Annotated in this window: 22 protein-coding genes; 5 read left to right on the top strand and 17 right to left on the bottom strand. The window is 45.6% G+C overall.

All coding sequences use genetic code 11. The features are described from left to right. Positions 1 to 106 precede the first annotated feature (106 nt). From ASD24_RS28485 to ASD24_RS28470, 4 genes are all read right to left on the bottom strand, one after another. Positions 107 to 907 (bottom strand): PepSY domain-containing protein, encoded by an 801-nt coding sequence (locus ASD24_RS28485; RefSeq protein ID WP_056703451.1) that lies wholly within the window; start codon positions 905 to 907, stop codon positions 107 to 109. Positions 908 to 984: 77 nt separating this feature from the next. Further along, positions 985 to 2,361: a sensor histidine kinase gene (locus tag ASD24_RS28480; protein WP_056703448.1), complete on the bottom strand. Its 1,377-nt coding sequence runs from the start codon at positions 2,359 to 2,361 to the stop codon at positions 985 to 987. Next, complete coding sequence (locus ASD24_RS28475) at positions 2,358 to 3,113, bottom strand: response regulator transcription factor (protein WP_056703445.1); 756 nt, start codon at positions 3,111 to 3,113, stop codon at positions 2,358 to 2,360. Before ASD24_RS28475 ends, ASD24_RS28480 begins: the two co-directional genes overlap by 4 nt. Before the next feature lie 116 nt (positions 3,114 to 3,229). Next, positions 3,230 to 3,874, bottom strand: a complete 645-nt coding sequence (locus ASD24_RS28470) for an SDR family oxidoreductase (protein ID WP_056703443.1) — start codon at positions 3,872 to 3,874, stop codon at positions 3,230 to 3,232. A 331-nt stretch (positions 3,875 to 4,205) separates the two neighbouring features. On the opposite strand from ASD24_RS28470, the gene ASD24_RS28465 reads away from it, so the two are divergent. After that, on the top strand, positions 4,206 to 4,793 hold the full coding sequence (locus tag ASD24_RS28465; RefSeq protein WP_056703440.1) for a hypothetical protein: 588 nt from the start codon (positions 4,206 to 4,208) through the stop codon (positions 4,791 to 4,793). Between the two features lie 71 nt (positions 4,794 to 4,864). Here ASD24_RS28465 and ASD24_RS28460 read toward each other — a convergent pair whose 3' ends face one another. Together ASD24_RS28460 and ASD24_RS28455 are read right to left on the bottom strand one after the other, a co-directional pair. After that, the gene (locus ASD24_RS28460) at positions 4,865 to 6,046 is read right to left on the bottom strand and encodes an NAD(P)/FAD-dependent oxidoreductase (RefSeq protein WP_056703437.1); all 1,182 of its coding nucleotides are present in this window, start codon (positions 6,044 to 6,046) and stop codon (positions 4,865 to 4,867) included. 23 nt (positions 6,047 to 6,069) lie between these two features. Beyond that, positions 6,070 to 6,516, bottom strand: coding sequence for a DUF1641 domain-containing protein (locus tag ASD24_RS28455; RefSeq protein WP_056703434.1), 447 nt, complete (start codon positions 6,514 to 6,516; stop codon positions 6,070 to 6,072). A gap of 674 nt (positions 6,517 to 7,190) precedes the next feature. Between ASD24_RS28455 and ASD24_RS30100 the strand changes: the two genes are divergently transcribed. After that, the gene (locus tag ASD24_RS30100; RefSeq protein WP_082560610.1) at positions 7,191 to 7,364 is read left to right on the top strand and encodes a CsbD family protein; all 174 of its coding nucleotides are present in this window, start codon (positions 7,191 to 7,193) and stop codon (positions 7,362 to 7,364) included. A 283-nt stretch (positions 7,365 to 7,647) separates the two neighbouring features. Then, positions 7,648 to 8,193 carry a cupin domain-containing protein gene (locus tag ASD24_RS28450; protein WP_056703431.1) on the top strand — a complete coding sequence of 182 codons (546 nt, stop codon included), beginning with the start codon at positions 7,648 to 7,650 and terminating at the stop codon, positions 8,191 to 8,193. Between the two features lie 54 nt (positions 8,194 to 8,247). On the opposite strand, the gene ASD24_RS28445 is transcribed toward ASD24_RS28450, so the two are convergent. The 10 genes from ASD24_RS28445 to ASD24_RS28405 form a co-directional block, all read right to left on the bottom strand. Continuing rightward, positions 8,248 to 9,324 (bottom strand): DUF1835 domain-containing protein, encoded by a 1,077-nt coding sequence (locus ASD24_RS28445; RefSeq protein WP_056703428.1) that lies wholly within the window; start codon positions 9,322 to 9,324, stop codon positions 8,248 to 8,250. Next, positions 9,321 to 9,932, bottom strand: a complete 612-nt coding sequence (locus ASD24_RS28440) for a TVP38/TMEM64 family protein (protein ID WP_235540947.1) — start codon at positions 9,930 to 9,932, stop codon at positions 9,321 to 9,323. Before ASD24_RS28440 ends, ASD24_RS28445 begins: the two co-directional genes overlap by 4 nt. A gap of 321 nt (positions 9,933 to 10,253) precedes the next feature. Continuing rightward, entirely contained in the window at positions 10,254 to 11,315 is a 1,062-nt protein-coding gene (locus ASD24_RS30095) for an HNH endonuclease (protein WP_235540945.1), read from the bottom strand. A gap of 615 nt (positions 11,316 to 11,930) precedes the next feature. After that, positions 11,931 to 13,103: an acyltransferase gene (locus tag ASD24_RS28430; protein ID WP_056703422.1), complete on the bottom strand. Its 1,173-nt coding sequence runs from the start codon at positions 13,101 to 13,103 to the stop codon at positions 11,931 to 11,933. A 216-nt stretch (positions 13,104 to 13,319) separates the two neighbouring features. Further along, complete coding sequence (locus tag ASD24_RS30520; RefSeq protein WP_156395582.1) at positions 13,320 to 13,463, bottom strand: hypothetical protein; 144 nt, start codon at positions 13,461 to 13,463, stop codon at positions 13,320 to 13,322. A 175-nt stretch (positions 13,464 to 13,638) separates the two neighbouring features. Further along, on the bottom strand, positions 13,639 to 14,985 hold the full coding sequence (locus tag ASD24_RS28425) for a cryptochrome/photolyase family protein (RefSeq protein WP_056703419.1): 1,347 nt from the start codon (positions 14,983 to 14,985) through the stop codon (positions 13,639 to 13,641). A 24-nt stretch (positions 14,986 to 15,009) separates the two neighbouring features. After that, complete coding sequence (locus ASD24_RS28420) at positions 15,010 to 16,173, bottom strand: response regulator (RefSeq protein WP_056703416.1); 1,164 nt, start codon at positions 16,171 to 16,173, stop codon at positions 15,010 to 15,012. Positions 16,174 to 16,317: 144 nt separating this feature from the next. Then, positions 16,318 to 19,398 carry a hybrid sensor histidine kinase/response regulator gene (locus ASD24_RS28415; RefSeq protein WP_056703413.1) on the bottom strand — a complete coding sequence of 1,027 codons (3,081 nt, stop codon included), beginning with the start codon at positions 19,396 to 19,398 and terminating at the stop codon, positions 16,318 to 16,320. Positions 19,399 to 19,806: 408 nt separating this feature from the next. Then, the gene (locus tag ASD24_RS28410) at positions 19,807 to 20,223 is read right to left on the bottom strand and encodes an SRPBCC family protein (protein ID WP_056703409.1); all 417 of its coding nucleotides are present in this window, start codon (positions 20,221 to 20,223) and stop codon (positions 19,807 to 19,809) included. 22 nt (positions 20,224 to 20,245) lie between these two features. After that, the gene (locus ASD24_RS28405; protein ID WP_056703405.1) at positions 20,246 to 21,280 is read right to left on the bottom strand and encodes an NADH:flavin oxidoreductase/NADH oxidase; all 1,035 of its coding nucleotides are present in this window, start codon (positions 21,278 to 21,280) and stop codon (positions 20,246 to 20,248) included. Between the two features lie 479 nt (positions 21,281 to 21,759). Here ASD24_RS28405 and pepT point away from each other — a divergent pair, with 479 nt between their 5' ends. After that, positions 21,760 to 22,998 (top strand): peptidase T, encoded by a 1,239-nt coding sequence (pepT, locus tag ASD24_RS28400; protein WP_056703579.1) that lies wholly within the window; start codon positions 21,760 to 21,762, stop codon positions 22,996 to 22,998. Positions 22,999 to 23,081: 83 nt separating this feature from the next. Here pepT and ASD24_RS28395 read toward each other — a convergent pair whose 3' ends face one another. Beyond that, complete coding sequence (locus ASD24_RS28395; RefSeq protein ID WP_056703402.1) at positions 23,082 to 23,774, bottom strand: Crp/Fnr family transcriptional regulator; 693 nt, start codon at positions 23,772 to 23,774, stop codon at positions 23,082 to 23,084. Between the two features lie 287 nt (positions 23,775 to 24,061). Between ASD24_RS28395 and ASD24_RS28390 the strand changes: the two genes are divergently transcribed. Next, the gene (locus tag ASD24_RS28390; RefSeq protein WP_056703399.1) at positions 24,062 to 24,904 is read left to right on the top strand and encodes a methyl-accepting chemotaxis protein; all 843 of its coding nucleotides are present in this window, start codon (positions 24,062 to 24,064) and stop codon (positions 24,902 to 24,904) included. Positions 24,905 to 24,927 lie beyond the last annotated feature (23 nt).

Genomic DNA, 24,927 nt, shown 5'->3' with positions numbered 1-24,927 from the left:
TCGGTTGTGTTGTTCTCGTTCTCGTCTACAGTTATAGAATAACCTGTGCGAATGAGAGTTCAGCGAGAGACACATTAGAATTTGATGAGAAAATGAGGAGAACCCGTTAATCTTCATCCTCGTCCCATGTTACAGAACGGATTGCCCCAGAGATTGCATTCACCTGAACAATGGCTTCCCTGCCATCCTCCAGGTCAATTTCAACCAGATAATATGGATTACCGCTATTCGTGCCACGGAGTTCAATATCATCCACTTCCCCTGGCACTCTGGCAAGTGCCTTCTGCTCAGCCTGTTTCTCGCTCAAGAACTGCGGCTTGTTGTTTTCTTGAGCCGGCTCGTTTACCGCAGGAGCATCCAATACTTTTGAAGACTGCTTCTGCCCGTTATAGGGATCCACCGTCCATTGCTCACGACTGTTGTCCTTCATAATCAATATAGCGTTATATACCGGGCTACCTTGTTGTTCAACCAGTTCAAGTGAGTCCAATTCACCATCTGTTTGTTTCTGTAATTCGGTCTTAATTTGCTCGCGGCTCCACAAGGTTTTCTCTTCGGCTTGTGGGTTAGACTCCAGTCGTTTAATGGAATTCACCGTAGAGGTTACCGCATCAAGTTGAACGTCATATAACCCCGTTTCGGTTCGAAGCTGCATGAGATACGTCCCATCCTTCAACGTAGAGTTCACAATCTCTCCCCCAGGATATTGAGCCAGCACCGATTGCTCGGCAGCCTCTGCCGTCAACATTACACGGCCAGATTGCCACGGCTTCCACCAACTAACTGCTAATATCAACAACAGCACGAGTGCCGCCAGGCTCCACCATACCGGACGCTGGAACCTCGATTTATTTGAAAGACGATGTTCCTCTCGCTTCATTTCAGGCTCCTCACGATATTCCTCCATGCTCTTCCCTCCTTCAATACGCTCTATTTATCCGAGACGTTATCCTGTCATCAGTATATAAGAGAAGAATGAGAATTTCATGAGAGTGAGCCACGCTGTACAGAAGATGGCAAAATAATTGTAGCCGTCGTCCCAACACCCTCTGTGCTGGTCAACTCAATACGTGCACCAACCGCCCCGGCTAGATCCTTGGCCAAAGACAAGCCGAGACCCGATCCGCTCTCTCCGCTACCACGCGTTCTCGCTGGATCAACGCGGTAGAATCGATCAAATACTTTGGCTAGATCCGCTTCACTCATGCCGATCCCTGTGTCCACAATCTGTATCCAGCTCTCCTGATGATGTGTCTTAACATAAACTTCAATCTGTTCCTCACTATACTTTCGGGCGTTATCCAGCAAAATAAACAAGAGTTGCTTCAGCTTACTCTCATCGCTGATAGCCCATATATGTCCTGCATCGTGACAGATCACCTCACGATGGTAGGCTTCACGGAATGCTCTCGTGGAATCCTGCACGAGTCGGTTAATATCCACTCGCTCTAGTTGCACATTCCACTGCTCTGGCTGCTTCGCTAGCAATAACAGCTGCTCCGTCATCTCCCGCATACGGATCGACTCGGACAGAATGGCTTCAACGGCTTCGTCAAATACCTCAGGGCGTTCCTTCCCTCTCCTCTGGAGCAAACTCGCGTAGCTCTCGATAATGGTCAGCGGTGTTTTCAATTCATGAGAGGCATCGGAAACGAAGCGTTCTTGCCGCTCAAAGTTCGATTCCAGCAGATCCATCATGCGATTAAATGTCTGTCCCATCGTGTTCAATTCATCCTTGGATTTGGCATCCAGTGGAAGACGCTTAAACTGACCACTAGACTGGATGTCTCCCATCGTACGTGTCATTTGTTGGATTGGCCTAGTCATCCGGTTCGCTAGAATCCGGCTGGAGATGATAGCGGGAATCAACGCAATGATTGTCACAGCAACCAGAACAGTTCGAAGCACAGATAAACCACGCTCCGTCTCGGCGATGCTCTCGGTTACTTGCACATTCACCACTTCACCATCCGGCCAAATGACAGGTAGTGATACCCAGACATACCCGATCTTTCCGATCTGGAGGTACTCGGATCTCTTCTCACTTTCATACGTATAGGAGAGCTTGCTTAGCTGCTCTCCTGACTCTGCCGTTACCGGTGCGGAGCTGGTGCCGTCTTCATTTACGATCCGCAGCATGCCGTCCAGCGGCGCGTAGGCACGTAACAAGTCGTCCGGCGGAATCGATCCGGCAGACTGACGCACTCCTTTTACAATAGACTCGGCTTCTCCTTCAATCCGCTTAATCTCGTTATTAATCGACATTCGCTCAAATACAATATATACGGACAAATTAACAGCGATTAAAAGCACAGCAAACAGTACAGAAGAATATCCGTAAATCTTACTTTTCAAGCTCATAACTGTTCCTTCAGGACGTACCCGACGCCCCGAACGGTATGTATTAATGGCGGCGTGAAGCCGTTATCTACTTTTTTGCGCACATATCGGATATATACATCTACCACATTTGTATCTCCATAATAATCATATCCCCAGACCGCCTGTACAATCTGCTCCCGACTCAGTACCTGACGCTGATTCTGAAGTAAATATACAAGCAGATCAAACTCACGTGGCGTAAGTTCAATCTGTGTGCCATCCCGGGATACCTCCCGTGTACCTTCATTTAATTTCAGTCCAGCCGCAGTAAGCCAACCTGAAGTGAGATCAGAGGAGCTCGCAGGAGATTTATGATTCATGTCCGATGATGTCGATGCAGAGGTAGATGAGACGGTTGATGCCGCCGCACTTAATCGCAGTGCTGCCCGCACACGAGCAAGCAGTTCTTCAATTCGAAATGGTTTGGTGATGTAGTCATTGGCCCCGAGATCTAGACCCGACACTTTATCCTCCACCGAATCTTTAGCGGTAAGCATGAGGATTGGAATTCTCGCATCCTTCGCACGAATACGACGCAGCACTTCAATTCCACTCAGACCAGGCAACATAATATCCAGGAGAATAAGATCCCACTGCCTGTCCGCATACATTTCGAGTCCCTCTGTTCCACTGCCCGCCTTACCTACCTGGTACCCCTCGTATTTCAGTTCCAGTTCAAGCAGGCGCGATATTTTGGGTTCATCCTCAATCACCAATACAGCTTCATTCATGCAGAGCTCCCCCTCACTTCCCACATTCCTTTTCCCGTATAATACAACATATTCACGTTCAGCTAAAGAATAGTTACACTTACCACTCCGATGACAGAATAACCTTCCTTATCGCTTTATAACGCACTTAACGCATCCTGAACAGATTCATTCCCTGCAATCAGATCAAAAGCTCTGCGGTATGTCTTTTCTTCCTGCAAGGAAGCGGCAATGACACGAGCTACATCTTCACGCGCAATGCTTCCCGGTTTGAGATCTGTGCCAACAGCAACTTGACCTGTACCTGATTCGTTCTTCAGACCACCAGGGCGGATAATGGTGTAATTCAGCTCACTTGCGAACAACGCACGATCCGCATAGTGCTTCGCCACGTAATACGGCTTGATCTCATCTGGCCATTTATCACGCTGATCCGCGCCATATGCACTGACCAGAATGTATCTGGAGATTCCTTGTTGCTCAGCAGCCTCCATCGTTTTTACCGCACCATCAAGGTCAATCAGCAGTGTTTTGTCTGGTCCCGTGGAGCCGCCTGATCCCGCTGTAAACACAATCGCGTTCTGATCCTTCATCGCCTCAGCCAGATCATCAACACTTCCCTCTAGGTCGCCCATTACGACACTCGCACCGATCTCCTTCAGTGCATCTGCCTGCTCTGGCTTGCGGATCATCGCCGTGACTTGATGCTTGCCTTCCTGCACCAGCTGTTCCACCAACTGCTTACCAATCTGTCCATTTGCTCCAATCACTAATACGTTCATAATGTCACACGCTCCTTTAGTAATTTGTCAGTCATACGATATATCTCTAATTTAAACGAAAGTCGAAAAATTTAACCTGCTGCATACGTACCCTTATAATTTCTACGTCATTCCAAGTTACACGTTATCAGTGATTAGATTGGAAGCTCACTGGACACAAGCCACACTTCGGATATTAATATTCTCCACACATCTCCAGATAATAAAAAGATACAAAAGATTCAAAATCACTTTTGCTTAGCATATATTTCATGTAAAATTAGTAAGTAGATGTAATATTTTTCTAAGTATCTGACTTTCTACATTCTTCAAACAGACGGGGTACATAATTATGGTAAAAAGAATTGATCGAAAGTTAATTATGCTTATCATCTTTACTCTAGTGTTGATACTGCAACAGGGATGTTCTTTCAAACCAGATGATACGGCATACATTTCTTCGCAGGATTCAGTCAATCAGATTTTAAGTAATACGACGGATAACCACTCTATCATTGAGTTCAGCAGTGTTAATCAATCCGTTGAGCTTTCATTTGAAGAGTACACTTATGGAGAGCTTACGCATCAGGAGGATTTGGGTAGATATAAGATCGTGGACAATGCGGACGGTATTTCCCCCTACATGGTTATTAACGTTCTTAGCGATGTAGATCGAGGGAATGCTTATTATACGTTCTTGTATTCAAATGGAGGGGTCATTTCGAAAAAGTCTATATACCGTCCGTTACCTCAAAGGAAAACCGTTGCCCATAAAGGGCTCGTTAAAGTATTTGAACAGACCCTGTCTGAGAAAGAATATATTATTTCCGCTTCGGCCTATTCAGATGCATCTATTAGCATCGGCATTGTTCCTGAACAGATTGCCGATACCACAGCGTATCCCAAAGTTCACTATATCAAAATGAAGGTTCTTCCTTAAGCACCACGAACAAATATGTCAAAAAGGACGCTCCCGTAGGAGCGTCCTTTTGCATTTTAAAGATATGTTGATTAGTAAGCCAGTGCGAACAAACCATGAATATGAGACAGGTAACGGATGTTACTTGCTTCTTTCATCATTGTTGCAGGCAGACCTTTAAGACGAGTTTGGTTGCCACCGATCATGCCGACAGCATCTTTACGTCCAAGGCTTCCCAGTGTTCCTGAGAAGATTGGTGAGAAGGATTCCATTGCGCCACCTTTGAACATTACGCCCAAGTTGTGACCAATAGTCTCACCCATTTGCCAAGCGAGTTGTGCTGTTGGAGGGTATGGACGAGCGCCTTCGCTAGGGAAGACCACTGCGCTGTCACCAGCAACGAACACATCTTTGTGGGATGTGGATTGCAGAACTTCCGTAACTTTAGCTCGGCCACGATCCACTTCAATTCCGCTGTTAGCAACAACCGCGTTACCTTGAACGCCACCAGTCCATACGAGTGTGTTCGTAGGGATGGAGCTGCCGTCTTTCAACAGAACTTCGTTTTCTTTCATCTCTGTAATCGCTACGCCAACGATGAAGTTAACGCCACGTTTTTCGAGACTGGATTTCGCACGATCAACCAGCTCTGGCGGGAAACCAGCCAGGATAGAAGGACCTGCTTCAACTGTGTACAGGGAGATATCGTTGAAGTCGATGCCTTTTTCCTTACATACGCCAGGAAGAAGGTCAACGAATTCGCCGACAAGCTCGATACCAGTCAAGCCGCCGCCACCAATAACAAACGTAGCGTCTGCTTTATTGCCGGATTGTTTGTATGCATCCAGACGTGCTTCAACGTGTGCACGAATACGGTTTGCATCACTAACAGATTTCAGCGTGAAGCTGTACTCTTGCAATCCCGGAATTCCGAAGTAAGCTGTTTCGCTACCCAGAGCAACGACAAGTGCATCGTAAGAGTATGTGGAGCCGCTAGTCATCAGAACTTTTTTCTCGTCCGGCTTGATTGTATCCACCGTATCGATTTTCAAGTTAACATTTTTGCCACGCAGCAATTTTTCCAGTGGAAGTGCAACAGCCTTTTCAGCAATGCTTCCCGCTGCAAGACGGTGCAGTTCCGTAATAATTTGGTGCGTAGGGTAACGGTTCACGACTGTAATAGTCGCTTCTTCCGGGGTCAAGTATTGACGCGCAGTCAGCGCAGTCAACAGACCGCCGTAACCTCCGCCCAAGATCAAAATTTGCTTCGACATATCCATCCTCCGTTCTACTAATCTTAACGTTGCTGTTGTTGACGCTCGTTCAGGACACTCAAGAATGATTGAGCAAAACGAAGCGTTTGTTGTACGTTTGGATCTTTAAGCATTTTGAGCATAGCGAACAAGCCAACCGAAGTTTGCTCTGTTTGCGCACGATCATTTGCTTCGATTGCAGCGGAAGCTACACCTTTAGCTTTGTCTACAACAGGCTTAGCGAATTCACCCATTGCACTCATTGTGTCGCTGATCAGAACTTTGTCTGTAGCTACGCTTTGTGCAAAGTCATAAGCTTTCGTCATTGCAGTAACCATTTCAGCCAATTTAGGCAGGTTCTCCACCAGAACGGTCAAAGACTCCTGTACCTCAGGCTTCATCAGTTGATCCAGTACATCCAAGGACTGGCGTTGGGAAACGTCGGCACCTTCTGTAACCGGCACCTCTTGTTGAGTAGGCGATTGTGACATAAGAGAAAGTCCTCCTTTACTTTGGGATAGAAGTCCGCAACTTTTCATGATGCCTGTCAAGCAGAGCCGAACCACAAATACATCAATACAACTAAATGTACCAAATTTCACACAATAGAATGAGCGAATCCCGTAAGCCGCTCTCACATGATGTATTGTATCTAGGATCTATTGCGTGCAACATGTGTTGACGCACAAAACGACAAGCAGGCCGAAACCGAACTCTATACCCCTATATTACACCTCTTACACATCAACATGAAAAAGAAATTTTTTACACTTGTGAAGATATTGTGAACATTGTAACAAAATCGATTATTTTGTCAAGGTTTACGGCCTCGTCAAGCGAGCCTTTCCTCCAGTCCAAGATCCGCATTTCTACCACATGTGGTATGAAGACGAGATCACATATGGCCATATATGCGATATGTACGCAACGAAGGAACAATTCATTTGTTTTTAAAGGAAAAGATTCCCAAAACCTCGTTTTTTATGCAACGAAATTGGTCACTCCCATTATTATGCGGCGAGGAAGCCACCCTTATTCCCGATAAGAACATCTTTATTTAGCTTGAATTTAGTATGTAGTTTGACTCTTATGAACAAGCCATCGTTTAGAATTCCAACAACCCGGTTAATAAGGACTACACCAGATAACGAAGGAGATGTTCGATATGAGTAATTCAACTGGCGATAAAATCAAAGCAGGCGTTAACAAAGCTAAAGGCGAAGTGAAGGATCAGATCGGTAATGCAACGAATAACAGATCCCTTCAGGCTGAAGGTAAAAAGGATAAAGCCAAAGGTGCTGTTCAGGACAAAATTGCTGATGTGAAAAAACATCACTAATACATCTGATTCCTGCAATCTAGTTTAACAGAATTAAGGAGTCATTCCATGGTCTTCACTAGATGGGTAACAGATATAGCATAACTCCCCTGTCCAACAATAACTAGCATCAGGTCAGTCCTGGGACAGAGGTGCAAAAAAGCCGAGGAAGGTGTGTTCGTACTACCCCTTCCCTGGCTTTTTTTGTTACGATTTTACTCAGGCGATCTCAGTCGATATAGATTGATTATCACGATTGAATCGTATAGTAACGTAGAATGAATAGCAGAAGGACGTGATATATATGGAGCAGACCGATTCACGGGTACAGACGTTATTTCTACATGATGATGGGGTAATCCCTAACAATCCTACACTCCCTGTACTTATATGCCAAGGGGTGTGGGCAGACAATCCATCCTTGGCAGAACAGACGATGAACGATCATCACTGGGGCAATAGCTGGGTTAATGGCGTGTATGATTATCACCACTATCACAGTAATGCGCATGAAGCCTTGGCCGTCATTAGCGGCTCCGTTCAGGTCATCCTCGGCGGTGAACATGGTCACGTTGTTACTTTACAAGCGGGTGATGTTGTCGTACTTCCTGCAGGAACAGGGCATAAACGGCTACAGGCCAGCCTCGATTTCCGTATCGCAGGCGCTTATCCCGCTGGCATGAATTATAATACGCGCACCGGTGATCCAAGCGAACGCCCCCGAGCTGTGCGTGAGATTCGGCAGGTTCCTGTACCAGATAACGATCCGGTGTATGGATCTGATGGTCCACTGCTGAAACTATGGGGTAAACGTACAGATGCTAAACAAGACTCCCGAACTCCCAAATAAACAAATTGGGTGAAGCCCCGGCTTCCTTCGATATCAAACGTAATACCCTTTAGACTAGCTGTTGGCAAGTCTTATACTATAAAATCGCATTGCATGAGGCATGCCTTCCATGTCGAATCGTCCCTGTAGAATAAGCTGACGTATACGGTACTCAATAAAAGTATCCCCGACAGCTTGCTCTAGATGACCCAGCACTTCACCTACAATACGAGATGACTTAATGAATTCCCCAGGCTGTCTTGTCGACGCCACCTCGGTAAACTTCTGCAGGATGAACTCATCAATGGCATCCTCAGAGACACTTTGGATGATCCCATCTTGCATTAAGCGCAAATGCCCAGGCTGTGCAGACAGATGCAGCCACTCTTGCTCCATTTGTCTGCGCTCCTCAGATGTTAACGGTTCATCATGCTCGCAGTGATGCCACATCTTCAGTAATTTCTCGGAATGAATCTCACCTGTACCGCGAACCTCGTACTGTATTTCAGGCGTATCAAACAATTTTGGATATATATCTTTAGTTTCAATTAGATAAATCGGGCTTTTCCTGTCACGCAGCAAATACATGGCATATAAGAGCCCGGTTCGCTCATGGCCATTATTGGCATACCAGATCGTAATCCGCGTCTCTTCCTCAATCGAACTGACCACTTGATTGATGTGAAGCAGCTCGTCTATCCCTTGAGCCGCATACCTACCATGCTCACTCATGTGAAATCGCTCAAGTAGCCAAAGATGTCTGCGCTGCACATTTAATTTGTTCGTTAGATCACTCAATGGTCCAATTGCATAGTAGTCATTCATCGAGAAAAACCGTCGCCCTGAACGTCCAGGAACGTTGCCCATCGCTACCTTAATACTGCCTAATGGTGAGTCTCCAAATGCGATGTGTATTTCATGCGTTTTCTGTGCTTCCAATGCCTGCTTCTCAGCCTGATCCTGACTTCGCTGGTCGCTCAATCTATTAAATAACGACTGAACTTTAGCAGCAAAAGCATCCGTACGACCTGTATCTACTTCTTGACTGACTGCCATATCTGCTCGAAGATACAGCTCACGTAACAACATACGCAGCTCATCCTCATTCATACGATGCAATTCTTGATCAAATTCAAATACATTCTCAATCATACGACTTCTCCTTTTGCTCCATCAGAATTGGACGACGAACGGGTAAAGTGACGCTCCAACTTACGACTCGCCCATAGAGATGCGGCGATAAACAACAATACGCCACCCCAGCGAGTAGGATGCTCCAAGAACTGCTCGACGTTAGAACCGATGTACGTCACACAGAAGATCATAATGGCCTTACCACAGCCAACGGCGAGCAAGAAGGATAGGAACCTCATACGGGCAATACCTGCCGCAACATTGATAATAACAAACGGCCCAACCGGAAATATGCTAAGCAAAAATACATAACTGAACGCATTCCGCCGAATCCATACCATACTGCGTTGTACTCGTGGTTTATTCGCCCATCGCTCTACAAAGGCAGATTTACCGATTTCTCTTACAATTAAAAACGTAACTGTACAGCCTAATACCATTCCGATCCATGAATATATAAATCCTGCCCATAGTCCATACACCGCGCCATTCACTCCGACAATAAGCAATGTGGGCAGCGGTGGTACAAATGACTTCATAAAGGTGAGCAGAATCCCTGGTAATGGGCCAAGCGAGCGAAACTGCTCTAACCAATAACGTATATTTTCTTCCGTGATATAGGACATAATGTCCAAGGGTACCAAGCTCATCTGCATCCTTCCAATCTATACTGTCTTAAGTTACTTCTGGTTCGGGTACCGATCTAAGTAACAACTTTAGTTCTATTCTTTTCGTACAAAAAGCTCTCACCACACTACTCTCAGTATAACGTACAGATGTACTTCCCACCGTTGTTAATTTGAAGAAATATTCACAGTTCATCGTGGACATTTCATCACTTACTGACACTTGTTGACATCACAAAGAGCACACCCCAACACAAGTTCAGGTGTGCTCTACATTATACGTATCTTCAAAACGGTTATAGATTGAAATTAAATAACCAACTAATCCAACTGCGCCTCTTGTAGCTGTATCTGAATCAATTCCTCCTGATGTGCTGCATTCCACTCCGGAATTCCAGACTGCATGAATTCATCCGCATCCATAGCCGCCTTCGATTGATTGCATAGATTACAGGCACATACACAATTGAGCGGTGTCGTATGTCCGCCTTTGGCTCGGGGAAGTAGATGGTCAATGGTGTCTCCATACGATCCACAGAAATAACACGTGTACTGATCACGATTCAGAATAAACCGTTTAAAATCCTTATTGCTGAATAATCTGCGAATGGTATATCGGTTGACCACCACTGCAGCCTTTTCCTTCACCAGCGTGACAGCAAGCTCCATATCAATCTCCTGATGCCAGCGGCGTCCCTTGTCCGTTTTGCCACGCATTCGGATGAGTCCCTGTCTGTTGGTTCGAAGGGAAGAAGGATCTTCCGGATCAATAGCTACAGGCTCTGCTGAATTCTGACGGCGCTGACGACGATCTGTACTTAACCCACGATTGCGAGTCCCATGTGAGCTTGTCCGATATGTCGGTATCGTCACACGAGCTGAGTCTTCATTTGAACTCTTCAGCTCCGGATTCGCTACAGACAGCTGCTGATCCGACTGTTGGTCAGGCTCTGATTTTGTTTGTCCTTTTTCCAGGAGAGCATCAGGTCGTTTCGCTTTTCTCTTCCTTCTTCTCTTCTTACGGTGTCCAGAGGAAGGCTCCGTCAATGATAAGGACTGCTTGTCCGAAATGGATTCACTCACAGGTGAAGCAGAGCTATCCTCGCTCGCTTGCACGGATACTGAACGCACAGCAGAATCAGCTGGTACAGTCACAGATGTAATAACGTCCTTCTCACTATTCGCTCGTTCGGAATGCCTTACATGTGGCATGGAGATGTTGCTGACGGCTGCCTGTACACCAGACTTCCGACAGCTTCGGCAGGCTCCTCTTCTGGCGCCAGGGCCGGCGCGTTTCCCGGTTCTGCGCCGAAATTCGGACAACGAACGCTTTTGCCCGCAATACATACATGTCTTCGTCTGCTGCGCTTCATGTTCAGTCATATGTTGCCGGAAAGGGGCCGTGCCCATCTCCATGTCGTCACCTCGGTTCCTTATGAATCCGGTTTCTTTCTATTGTATCACATCTGCTCACGAACACCCTCATGAGCTCCTGATTGATATTCCTCAGCGCCGAATTCCTGCGGCTGCTCGCATTCATGAAGGATATGTTCTACGTATTCTAATATATCTTGCATCGGTCTCCCGCATTGTTGACATGTTGTCATTTATCTCACCTTGTTCCTGTTCATCAAAAAGAATTTGTAATCGTGTTCCGATGTCTCATTACCCTTCGTACGCGAAAAAGAAACATTCGTTCCCCATGCTTCAGGGCAATCTATATAACCACAACGAAAGAGTATTTACACTGGCCACTGCGATGCCAGAACAACCTTCCGATCGCTGTTATCCCCAGATTTTTCTGATTCCTTTTTCCAAAGGGAAAATCCGGGGATAAAGGCGAACGCTCCGCTTCTTCAGGTTATTTCTGTCCTCTCCGTTCTCGTGTAAACGTTTAGTTAATTTATATCTTATGACATACGAAAAAGCCGTTTCCCGCTCAACCCTAAGGTCGACCAAGAAACGGCTCTATATTCCTATTATGGAAAATAAATATAATTACGCATCCAGTTGTCCTGACTTTTGCTGTGGCACGAGGCGTGGTTTAGGCTTCGGCAGATTACCGAAGAAGACCCATGCGAATGGAATGAATCTCGCTGTCAAACCTACGACAATCCACGATGCGATCAAGGCAACCCCGAACCCTCCAGCATACCAGAGGTGAAGCAGCCAAGACGTACCCGTGTGTGGAGGGAAATTCCGATAAACGAGCAAGAAGAACGGATGAATCAGATAAATGCCGAAGGACAGCGCACCCAGTCGATTAAGTGGCTTAACGATTAATGCTGGCCCTTTGCGATAGAGCAGATAAGAGATCTGGATCAGAACCAGTGCACAAGCGAAGGTATGCAGATTCCAGAAGAATTCGTACCATAGTGTGTTATAGGTTGCGATCTTCAGGCGCAGTAGATAATAAATGTACACATGCCCAAGACCGGCACCGATCCATACAGCCCAGAGCAGTACCCATGAAACTACTCGCCCTTTGGTTGCATTGGCACGGCTAATGACAAACCACTGTTTGATCTTAGGGAAGTACACGCCGATGAAGGCACCTAGCATAAAGTACGAGAAGTAAGAGAACGCCCAGCTACCTTTGTTAGGAACTTGGAATCCATACTTATTACTCACGATGAAAGCCCACTGAATAAGTAATCCAATCAGCACGGACCACTTCACAACCGAAGGATACTTCTTGAGCAACCAGAGCACAAACGGAAATAACAGATAGAATTGCATATTGATAAAGACAAAGTACAGATGCGTGTATGCCTTACCCGTGAAGAGCTTGGTGATGAAGCTAAGGGCTGACTCTCCAAATGGGCGACCCTGATAATGGATGTAATGCAGCAATACAAAATACATCAAAGAAAACAGGAAATAAGGCAGTAAAATATACACGAATCTTTTCTTGTAAAAATTACTTACTAACTTCTTGTCTAGCGGACGAGAATAATAGTTGTAGAACAGCACAAAGCTACTCATAAAGATAAAGGTCGGCGTACCATATTTCATAAAAATATTAATAAAATTATACAGCCAGTAGTATCCTGAGCCGGTCATGTCTACGGTAGCGTATGAAGTGGAGTGCACACTTAGCACGCCGATAATAGCCATGGCACGTACCAGATTCAGCTCTGGAATCCGCTCTCTTTTGATTGTCTCACTCATGTTTAGCGTTTCTCCTTCATTTGTTCGTCGATATGTTAGATATGACTTAATACAATAAATACACTCTCTCTATTAAAAAGCATAAAACTTAATATGGGTAGTCCATTTTCTTAACATTTTCTAAATTTTCAAGCAGATTTCACATGTTTTTCATGTCCATCCATAGCAAAAAGACCGCCACAGTGCGGTCTTTAGGGTCAGATAGTATATGTATTATTATTTATGGATGACCGGGATGAAAATGGTAAGCTCAAGATCAGACTCATCCACACGAATGCCGCCGGCTCCCGCCTCGGCAAAAGTCCCTTCCCACTTCATACCCACCACAACACTTGCCTCTTTATGCACCCATTCAAACATACTATGTGCTCGTCAGGAGACTAGCAAAATCCATTCATCCTTCACCCCAGAAGACAAAAAAACCGTAAGATCTCAAGAGATCATTACGGAGGTTAAGTCTATATATTCCTATATACCACTTGTCTTACCATGCTTTTGCGGAAGAGTACTTCCCTCAAACATCCTTAGATAAAACTTAATTATCTTTCGGGCGACTAGCTAGAATCATTTTATAAACCTCAATGGCAGCCTGACGCGAAGCTTTCAGATCGACAATGGCATGTTCTCGCGGCTGATGGATATCTTTATTGTGCCAATCCTTCAGATCAGGCAGCCATTTGCGAATATAATCCCCTTGAGGGTCATACTTCTCGGACTGTGTTACTGGATTATTCACCCTGAAATAGGGAGCGGCATTCTCGCCCAGCGAAGCACACCACAACCAATTGCCCCGATTCTGGATATTGTCATAATCTCGCAGCTTACGTCTGAAATAGGCTTCGCCTAACGTAAAGGGACACTGCAGATTTTTGGTCAGAAACATCGCTGTCAGAATACGAAGCCTGTTCGGCATACGCCCAGTCTCATTCAGTTCTGTCATGGCTGCATCGATAATCGGTATGCCTGTCTCCGCCTTACACCATTTCTCAAAATGCTCATCGTGTAATGCCGAGAGATCATATACCTTCTCATACGTAAAATAGTGACTCTCATACACCGCACGATACAAATAGAAGTCTCGGAAGCATAACTGTCTAATCCATTCATACGAATGCTCTGCTCGATTGGCAGCATCATACATCTTACGGATCGATATCGCACCAACAGCCACATAGGAGCTTAGATGACTGGGCTCATATGCCTCATACTCATCCCGATGATCTCCATAGTCCACTACTCGCTCTGCCAAGAAATCGTTCATCAATGGGAATGGATCTTCCACCATAGTGTCTGTTAACAGATGCTCAGGCACAGACATGGATTCAGGAAATTCAATCTTGCGCTCACTTACCTTCAGGTCTGCAACAGTGGTTGCTGAGGGTGGGTTCGGATGCTCATTCATGAACTCGACCCAGCGCCGATGGAATGCCGCAAACACCTTGTAAGGCTCAGACTTACCTGTAAACGCCGCAAAACCCGCAAGATCCATCAATAGATGATCTGTTAGAAGGGTAAACATGACCTTCCGCTCTTCCGTAACTTTGCGTATACTACGATCTCGCTCCATCGCGTAAGGGGTCATATCCCGGTGGGCAACAACCTCATCAATGCGGCCTTCCATCTGCTCTAAGATGTATTCCACGACATCAGCTGGCTTACCGTATGCAACATGTAGATGCTGTCCTGCTTCATGGTACTGATTGCCAAGCTCCGCTGCATGTTGTAGAAAATTCACACCACTGTGCTCCTCATCACGGCCCTGACGCAGCAAAAATGGGTCATAGATAAACACGTGCAGACTCTCTACTCCCTGATCTCGCAAATAATCGAATCCCACCAGGTCATCTGTTCGCAGATCTTTACGATGTATGAACAATTTCATTGATATCCTCCTGCTGTGCCTACACTACTTCGCTGTCAGCTTATGATAAAGTTGACTCGTCTCCAACTCAGGTTGGTGACCAAGATCCTCATATATCGTAAGTGTGAACGAGGTATACAATTTGAGTATGGCTTGTTGATCGTCCATAGATGCATATACCTCCATCATAAGGCGGCAGATTTCCTCGGCATATGGCTCATGTTCTTGTAGTTGAATTAACTGCTCAATCGCTTCTTTACCCCGTCCATGATGCATATTCCACTTGGCAATATCCATTACGAGCTGCATATATTTCCGTTTAAGCTCACGCGCTTTGGCTTGAGACCACTGGTAATCATGCTCTTCAAGATAGTCTCCTCGATAGAGTGCGGCGAATTCACGTAATTGCTCCACATTCTCTTCGGTGACTTCACTATAGCTTGTTCCCTGTTCGAACTGTTCTATGTCACTTACGAGATTACCCGCAAGAAGACGATAGCGGTTCATATTGTATTCTAATTTGCCCGTCATATGCCATTCCTTCAGAAGCTTGCGAATCTGATACACCGATGTATGTAGATGAGTCAGACCCTTCTCTTGAGAGACGTCCGCCCATAACTTGTCCAGTATGACCTCTTTACTTACCCACTCACCCCGATGATGAAACAGAAAAGCAAACAGCTCCTGCGACTTCGTCGTACGCCACTTATGCTTCTTCGCTTCAGGCGCTAGGCTTCTGTAAATATCCAGATGCTTAAAGGTGAGTAACCCAGGAACATCTGTGTGAGCCTGTGTATCCTTAGCATCAGGCTCTACAATCTCGGCCGCGACGGCAATCTGGGAATGAGCCGCACCAAAATTCATAATTCGGTCTACTGTCTTCGCTAATCTGGCAGAACTTAACGGCTTCAAGACGTAATCCAGGGCATGTAATTCAAATGCCTCTACTGCATGGTCAGAATATGCCGTTACAAATATAATCTGAACCTGATACTCCAATTGCTGTATATATTCAGCCGCTTCCAATCCATTCATCTCAGGCATTCCGATGTCCAGAAATACGACATCTACACGATTCTTAGCCAGAAAATCAATACCTTCACGAGCTGTCGAAAAACATTGCACAGGTGTAATCCGTCCGTCCGACAATAACAGGCGCTCCAAATGTAGCTGCGCGGGTTTCTCGTCATCGATTACAATCGCTCTCACCGTTCCTCTAACCTCCTAACTATATACAATGGACTAAAGACGACTTACACGGAACATTTTAATACCGAACAACCTTCCAAACACTGGTTTGGTGTACATGTATATATAAAGTCCAATATATAGTTATTATTTTATATTAATTAACTATTCTAAGGGTATATAAAACCGAATAATTGACCCTTTTCCCAAATGACTCTGAATCTCTAGACCTGTGCCATACAGTGAGGTCAAGCGCCGATTAATATTTTTCAAGCCTACGCCCCCTGGCCCTTCGGTTCTTCCTGATTGAACCTGTGCTAGCCGCTCTGGCGATATGCCCACACCATCATCTTCGACCTGTACCAGGATACGAGTCCCTATCCTAGCAATCTTCAGAGATACCGTTCCTCCAGCCGCACGTTCCATTACACCATGGCGAATAGCATTCTCCACCAGAGGCTGGATACTCAGTGGAGGGATATAGAGATGAATGCCAGGCTCCACGTCGTAGAGAACAACCAGTCTTTCCTCGAATCGGGCCTTTTCCAAATGAACATAGGATTCAACAAGCTCCATCTCCTTGTGCAGCGGAACGAGCTGGTCTCTATTCTGGAAGTCGAAACTCCCTCGCAGATACTGACTTAACTCAATCAGCAAGTCGGTTGCTTTATCTGGATTAACCGCACATGTGGCAATGATGACATTGAGTGCATTATAGAGAAAATGCGGCTTAATCTGTGCTTGTAAGAAGGCCATCTCCGTACGAATTGCCCCTTGTACGGACACTTTCATCTCGATCAGCGTTCTGACCCGGGCGCGGAGTTCGCCTGCATCTACAGGTTTACTCAGGAAATCATTCGCTCCGGCTTGGAAACCTAGCTTAATATCCTCAGGCAAGCCTCGCGCCGTCAACATCAGAATAGGTAGCTCAGACAATGAACTACGCTCCCTCAATCTACGGGACAGTTCAATCCCTGACATGCCAGGCATCATCCAATCCGTTACCACAAGATCAATACCAGGGTGTTTCTCTCGCAGCTTCAGAGCAGCGGCTCCGCTATCGGCAGCAATAACGCGATAGCGCTGAGTCGATAACAAGTTAATCAATACCTGGCGATTAACCGGATCATCATCCACAACCAGAATCGTGTGATCGGCTTCAAAAACATGATCGTTCTCATCCAGCTCATCAACGAGCCCATTGGTCTTCTCAGCACTCTGGGTGGCAGCTACATATTGTGCGGCTGAGGGTTTATAGCTTGCTCGAAGCAGGTGAGTCTGTGCGACAGGCAATGTAAAATGGAATACTGAGCCTTCGCCGGGAACGGATTCAACCCATATCGTTCCTCCGCCTAATTCAACAAGCTTACGTGTGATACTCAGCCCTAGCCCCGTACCCCCCATGACATTTTCACTTGTCCCATTCCCCTGCTCATAGGATTGAAAAATATCCTCCAGCTTATCTTCAGCGATACCTACACCCGTATCTGCAACGGAGACGGTCACTTGTTCACCCTCAACCGTCGCAAACAAGCGAATCTCACCTTGATGAGTATACTTGTATGCATTCCCCAGCAGATTGTACAGAATCTGTCGTAAACGATCCTCATCCGCCTCCACAAGCGGCATAGCCTGCGGCCACTGCTGGAGCAACACGATCGGTTTGTCTCCAAAGGTGAAGTCGGATACCTCCACTACTGTGCGCGCGATGGATTCTAGATCGACTGCTTCTCGCTTCAGTTCAATTTCACTATTTTTGAGTTTGGCAAAATCAAGAATATCGTTAATTAACAAGGAAAGGCGTTTGCCTGTAGAGGTGATCATAGACAGGTTTTTGGCCTGTTTCTTCGTAACCTCACCTGCCGCACCCTCCAGCATGGATTGGGCGATATTGATGATGCCGTGTAGTGGCGTGCGCAGCTCATGAGAGGTATTAGCCATAAATTCATCTTTGAGACTATCAATAACAAGCAACCGCTCAGATAATGCCTCAACCTCACGAAAGGATTCCGCAAATCGAATGGCCGTTAGAATCATCTGTATGAAAATAAATAATAAGAGCTCATACAATGCTAGAAACGATGTATCCCATGTGGTAAAGGCACCCACGGTATGCAGCACCACAACCATCATCAGGCTCATCATGCTAAGTAATGCAAAATGGCTATCATCAGCTCTCCTTTTCAACCAAAATACCATTGCTCTAAGCGAGTATAGGATGACAATGAGAGAAATAAGTAACATATACGGCGTCAGACGCGAGAACACGGCTGGTGGTAACGCAAGCCCGATCACACACTGAAGAATGACCAATATGACACCTAGTCGAACAAACCATTGATGCACCGCGCCCGGAACAATAACATCGATATACCGAAGCAGAAAATAATATGCAAGGGCTGCACTAAGGAATTGAATCCGCAGGATCTCGTTATTCGGAAGAAAGGGTAGAAATGTACCTAATAATTTCTCTCCATGGGTCAATGCATACATCGCACCGGCGAGACTGAACAAGCCAAGATACCGGAGTTCTCTCTCATTCTGCCTTAATCTGAATAAGAGCAAGAAGAATGCCGCAGGAAATAGAAAACCGAAGAGAGCCATAAGATCGGTAAGCCAGCTCCATTGCTGGCTATTCTGGATGCTGCGTTCATCCCCGAATAAGATTGAGGCAACAATCCCGCCGGAGGAGTAGCTATAGTTAGATACTTGAATAAGAATATCTGCTCTCTCTCCATCAATCGATGTAAAGCCGGTGAAAGGCAGATTGAGCTGGATATCGATATCTGGATTTATTCCAGGCAGACCTTTACCCCCAATTTCTTTGCCGTCCAAAAAAATGCGATGAGCCATGCGAATATTCTGAGAGCGTATTCCATAATCGTTCTTAATAACATTAGGATTAATCTTAATGCGTACGTGATATGTACCGAATCCATGTGCTTGACCAAGGGTCTTATTCCACTGTGAGGGAACCTTCACCTGTGAATGAGGCGATAACTCCTTACGTCCAGATCGATCAGCTTCCAAATCAACGGGTGTCAACAATTGATTCGGATAGAAATCCCAATCACCGTCAAGCGTTGCAGAACCTTTTTGGTCAAAGTCCCATTGAGATAGATCTATGAATCCATCCTGGACGGTTGGATTGGTGCGATCGGATATTAAGGTATGTGCTACCCAACCCAGCGGAAATATCACAATGCATATAAAGCTGATCGTGAGCATAATCCAGTGTTTTTTCATCCTAAATCCTTCCGTCTCTAGAGAAGAACGTCTAAATTTGTCGTTTGATCGTTATAAATCCATGTTCAACAAGGACGGTTTTCAGTACCAAGAAGATGGGATGAAGCTAGAAATGGAGTAGCGGAGCGTAGGCAAACTACGTGAGCAACGGACATTTCGGCTGAATTCCATATTCGATGCTGATAATGCCGCCAGGCATCCTTCGTAATCAAAAGCGGATTTTTTGAAGAACCTCTATAAATCCATGTTACACGTTTCTCGTGCTGACGGAAATAGTTGGCGCATCTATTTTTGCAAAACAAAAAGCCGCAAATTCGTCTACCGGCATGCTTGCCCGCTTCGAATTTGCAGCTTTCTGACTATATTCGTGCTGTTATTTCGCTATAATTCCATAGGAATTATGGTGAATTATTGAACCTCTTGTGCAAGCTTCTGTACAATTAAGGCCCAGCCTTGCTCCATACGCTCACGTACGATGGCATGCGCTTGTCCGAATTCGGTCAATTGATCCGCATCCCAACCACTATGAATTATCGTAAATTGAGTTCCTTCAGGCTGCTCTTCTAGTTCAAATGTAAGCGTCCAATCCTTTCCCCAACGAAAAGAAAGCTTATGCTCTGGCTTAACTTCAATCACCTTGCATGGGGATTGCCCAAAAGGTCCAGCCTCCAGTATGAATTCATGCCCCTCGGTTGCTTCCAGGTCACTAGGCATGAACCAACGTCCCATACCTTGTGCTGTGGATACGATCTCCCATACCTTGCTTACCGGCGCATGAAGCAGTACCTGCTGCCGAATATCCGGCAATGCACTTGCTGTTCCCATTGCTGTCTCCTCCTTAGTAATCTCAGTACCCGCGAGAGTATTGCTCCGCAATTCCAGCCTTGTCCTTCGTAATGCCAAGTGCCAGTGCTGCATGGTTTGCCCAATACGGGTCACGAAGCATACCTCTGCCTATAGCGACCAAGTCTGCATCTCCGTTACCGATAACTGCTTCGGCTAATGCATACTCATCAAGCAACCCTACCGCAATGACAGGAACGTTCAATTCCTCGCGGAAACGGCGTGCAAAAGGAACCTGATAACCAGGATAATTACCTGGTTTTCTCTGTCCTGTAGGCCCTTCACCACCTGAGCTGATGTGGAACATATCTACACCCGCCTCCTGATAAGCACGAGACATCTCAAGGGTATGGTCTATATCATATCCACCATCAGCATATTCTACTGCCGAAACCCGCAGAATAAGCGGCATATCCGATGGCATTTCCTTTTTCACTGCACGAATCACTTCAACGCCAAACTGGGATAAGTTCTGGCCATATTTATCTTCCCGATGGTTCATCAGCTTGGAATGGAATTGATGCATCAGATATCCGTGTGCCCCATGAAGTTCAATCGCATCAACACCTGCTTGAACCGCACGGCGAACACCGTCTGCGTATTTCTGTACCATCTCTTCAACTTCTTCTGTCGTTAACGCTCTTGGCGTCTTGAAGTTCTCCCCCGGGAACGTTACAACAGAAGGTGCAACAGGCTGCTCGGCATCCTGTGCTTTTCGTCCTGCGTGAGCGATCTGGATCGCCACTTTGGAACCGTGGGCATGTATGCTATCAATCAGCTTGCTAAAAGCTGGAATGTGATCGTCTGACCATATACCGAGGTCATTATCGGTAATGCGTCCATCTGGGTCAACATCTGTCATCTCAATGACGATCAGACCCGTGCCTCCAACAGCGCGACTCACATAGTGCACCTGGTGCCACTCATTAGGAATACCATCCTTAGCATCTACGGAATACTGGCACATCGGCGCCATAACAATACGATTATTTAACTGTAATCCCTTGAACTGATAGGGAGAAAATAAAGTCTCTGACATATGGGTTACATCTCCTATTCAAATCTTCTGATATATATTTTTTAGCCTGTTAGATTGCATCATTTCTATTATGAACTTTACCTACCGGAATACAAGTACGTACATTTCTGTGCCCTAGTACCCTTTTTTATACCTAACTTCTTCAAACAGATGCTACCTCAGCGAATCCCCTGTCAAACGTGATATTATACCAGTAGAGACTGACAGAAAATATGTTCAACTAAACTTTTTACACGAGAACGGAGAGGACAGAAATAACGTGAAGAAGCAAAGCGTTCGGCTGAAAGCTTTCTGAAAGAAAGCTACGTCGGAAGCATAGGCTATCTCCGGATTTTCCCTTTAGAAAAAGGGAATCAGAAAAATCTGGAGATAACAGCGATCGGAAGGTTATTCTGTCATCGGAGTGGCAAGTGTAAACTTTTTTAGTTGAGCCTATATAACACTACAATTATCTATTTAAACTAAAGGAGCGATTAATGGTGAAAGACATTCTAATCCAAAGATTAACCACTTATGTGCAGATGGATACACAATCTGATGAAAACAATGAAACATGCCCTTCCACTCCAGGTCAATTGGCGCTAGGCGAATTACTTGTTAAAGAGTGTCAGTCCATTGGGCTGCAGGACGTTACCATGGACGAGAACGGGTATGTGATGGCAACGCTCCCTTCCAATACAGACAAAGACGTTCCTGTGATTGGTTTCCTCGCACATCTGGATACGGCTACCGATTTTACGGGCAAAGATGTTAAACCACAGGTCATCTCCAATTATGATGGACAAGATATTACATTGAATAAAGAGCTGGATGTTGTTCTGTCCACGACTGACTTCCCAGAACTGCGTGAATACAAAGGGCATACCTTAATTACAACCGATGGCACGACACTTCTCGGTGCAGACAACAAGGCGGGCATTGCTGAGATTATGACAGCGATGGCCTACCTGATTGAACATCCGGAACTGAAGCACGGGACAATCCGGGTCGCGTTTACCCCTGATGAAGAAATCGGTCGTGGCCCACATAAGTTTGACGTGGCAGCATTCGGAGCAAAATACGCTTATACAGTGGATGGCGGCCCACTCGGAGAGCTGGAATATGAGAGCTTCAATGCCGCAGCAGCTAAGATTACAGTGCGGGGTACCAATGTGCATCCTGGTACAGCGAAAGGCAAAATGGTCAATTCCGCTAAGATTGCGATGGAGCTAAATCGTCGTCTGCCAGTAGAAGAAGCACCCGAGTTCACCGAAGGTTATGAAGGCTTCTACCACCTCATATCCATCGAGGGCGACGTTGAACTGACCAAAATGAGCTATATTATTCGTGACTTTGATCGCGAGAAGTTCGAGGAACGTAAAGCCTACCTTCTGAATGTAACGAATGAACTCAAAGCCAAATATGGCGAGAAGAGCATTACCATTGAGATCAACGATCAGTATTACAACATGCGTGAGAAAATTGAACCTGTGCGTCAGATTGTAGATATTGCACATGAAGCCATGACGCGCCTTGATATTGAGCCAATCATTCGTCCAATCCGTGGCGGAACAGACGGCTCCCAACTCTCCTACATGGGCATGCCTACCCCTAATATTTTCACAGGTGGCGAGAACTATCATGGTAAATTCGAGTATGTATCGGTTGATAACATGGTAAAAGCCACTCAGGTTATTGTGGAGATTGCTCAATTGTTCGAGGATCGAGGAGAGATTTAACAGTTCGGAGATCGAACGAATAGGAATCGCTTAAAATGAATTAGCACCCTCATTGCATTTGGCAAGAAGGGTGCTTTCTTCTGTCACTCATACATATTTCCACCTGCAATTTCGCGCAGCTCTTCTAGATTGTTAATCACAATCTTGCGCTGCTCTTTGCGGATAATATTTCGCTCGCTCAGGTCAAGAATCACACGGTTCAGATGTCTGTAACTCGTGCCTAACATGTCCGCAAGCTCGGTCAGCTTGGAGGTCTGAATCTCTTCAGTCACCTCGTTCTCCTGCTCCATGATAGACAGCATATAACTCGCAAACCGACTTTCGACCGGATACAACAGATTTAAACTCGATAGGTTAGAGAACGTGTACAGCTTATGTGTCACCTGTTCAAGCATGAAATGGAGGAACCTTGCATTCTCAGCATAGGTGTTTTGCAGGTAACGATAGCTAACAGCGAGCAGCAAACTTTTGTTAACCGATTCGACTGTATTTTTCGCTTCTTTGCCGTTCACCAGTTCCAGATCGCATACAAGTGCAAGTGGGGTGCTGAAACGAAGCAACAGAGATTTACCATTGGGTAGCGTGGTATAGATTTTGAGTTTACCCTGAACTAGAAAATATAGACGCTCGGGTCGTTCTCCTTTGGCACAGATGATTTCCCCTTTAGAAGCTTCAAGCAGTCTGAGCTCAGCGAAGGCAGATTGATCCAACACCTGGTCTAATCCATGGTCACGTGCAAGCTGACGCATCCGCTCAAAATCCATAATTTCTCTCATCCAGCCCAACCTCCTTCTCACCCTAATAACGTACATAAACGGACATATGTCCCAAAATTGATATGCACATTTACAAATATCTTGATATAAAAACAGTTACAACTAGCACTTATATCCAATAAATCATTTTTAATGGAAGACAATTTAGAAATAAGACTGAAAACTGTCATTATTTTATCTCAAAAAGCGTTCAGGATTACGTTCTTAAATCCGATGAAAGATACAGTGTTGCGCGCGTCCAATTATATCAAATTAAATTTCAAATATGGAAAGGGTGGCTTTAAACCATGAATGTGATCGATGCTCTTACGAAAGCTATGCCTTATATTAGTCTGATTCTTAGAGAACCTGCTAGCTTGACCCTCTATGATCATGAAAAAGTCGTGGAAGTGTTTACGACGGAAAATTTTGTTGACCTTGGCTTCCGCAGAGGGATGGATCTGTTAGACGATTACAGAAACTTTGCCGTACTGAAAAATGGGCGTGAAGCTACGATCTCGAACCTGCCTATAGAAATTTTTGGCCGTGAACTAGATGTTCTGAACATCCCAATCTTTGACGACCATAACAGCGTTGTGGCGGTTTTCTGCGTATCCTATGATCAGACGAACCAGAATCAACTTGAGGATATTATACAGGAAAATCAAAATATCAATACAAATCTGGTGGATATGGTTCAGCACGTTGCGGCTCATGCTGAGGAATTGCAAGCAACCAGTGAACAAATCCTTGAGAATGCACGCCTTGCTGTGCAGAACTCCTCCCAGATTAACAAAGTCGCTGGATTCATTCGTGAGATTTCCGAACAAACGAATCTACTCGGACTTAATGCTGCGATTGAAGCAGCACGTGTGGGGGAAGCAGGTGCAGGATTTGGCGTTGTCGCTTCTGAAGTGCGTAAGCTGTCTGTGGATGCCAAACAAGCAACGACAGATATTGATGCCAGCCTGAAAGATGTTCAGCAGGTAATCAAACAGATGGAGGTTGAGGTTTCCCAGATAGCGGCTTCTTCCCAAGAACAAGCTAACCTGGTCCAATCCTTCACCGATGTCATTGAGAAGCTGAACCAGACTGGCGAACAGATGAAAACTTTGTCCGAGCAACTGATCAGCTACTCGATCTCCAAATAAACGAAAATGCATTTCCCAGGTGG

Source organism: Paenibacillus sp. Root52, from assembly GCF_001426865.1.
In the GTDB taxonomy this organism is placed as follows: Bacteria; Bacillota; Bacilli; order Paenibacillales; family Paenibacillaceae; genus Paenibacillus.
This window is presented reverse-complemented; position numbering and strand designations above follow the sequence as displayed.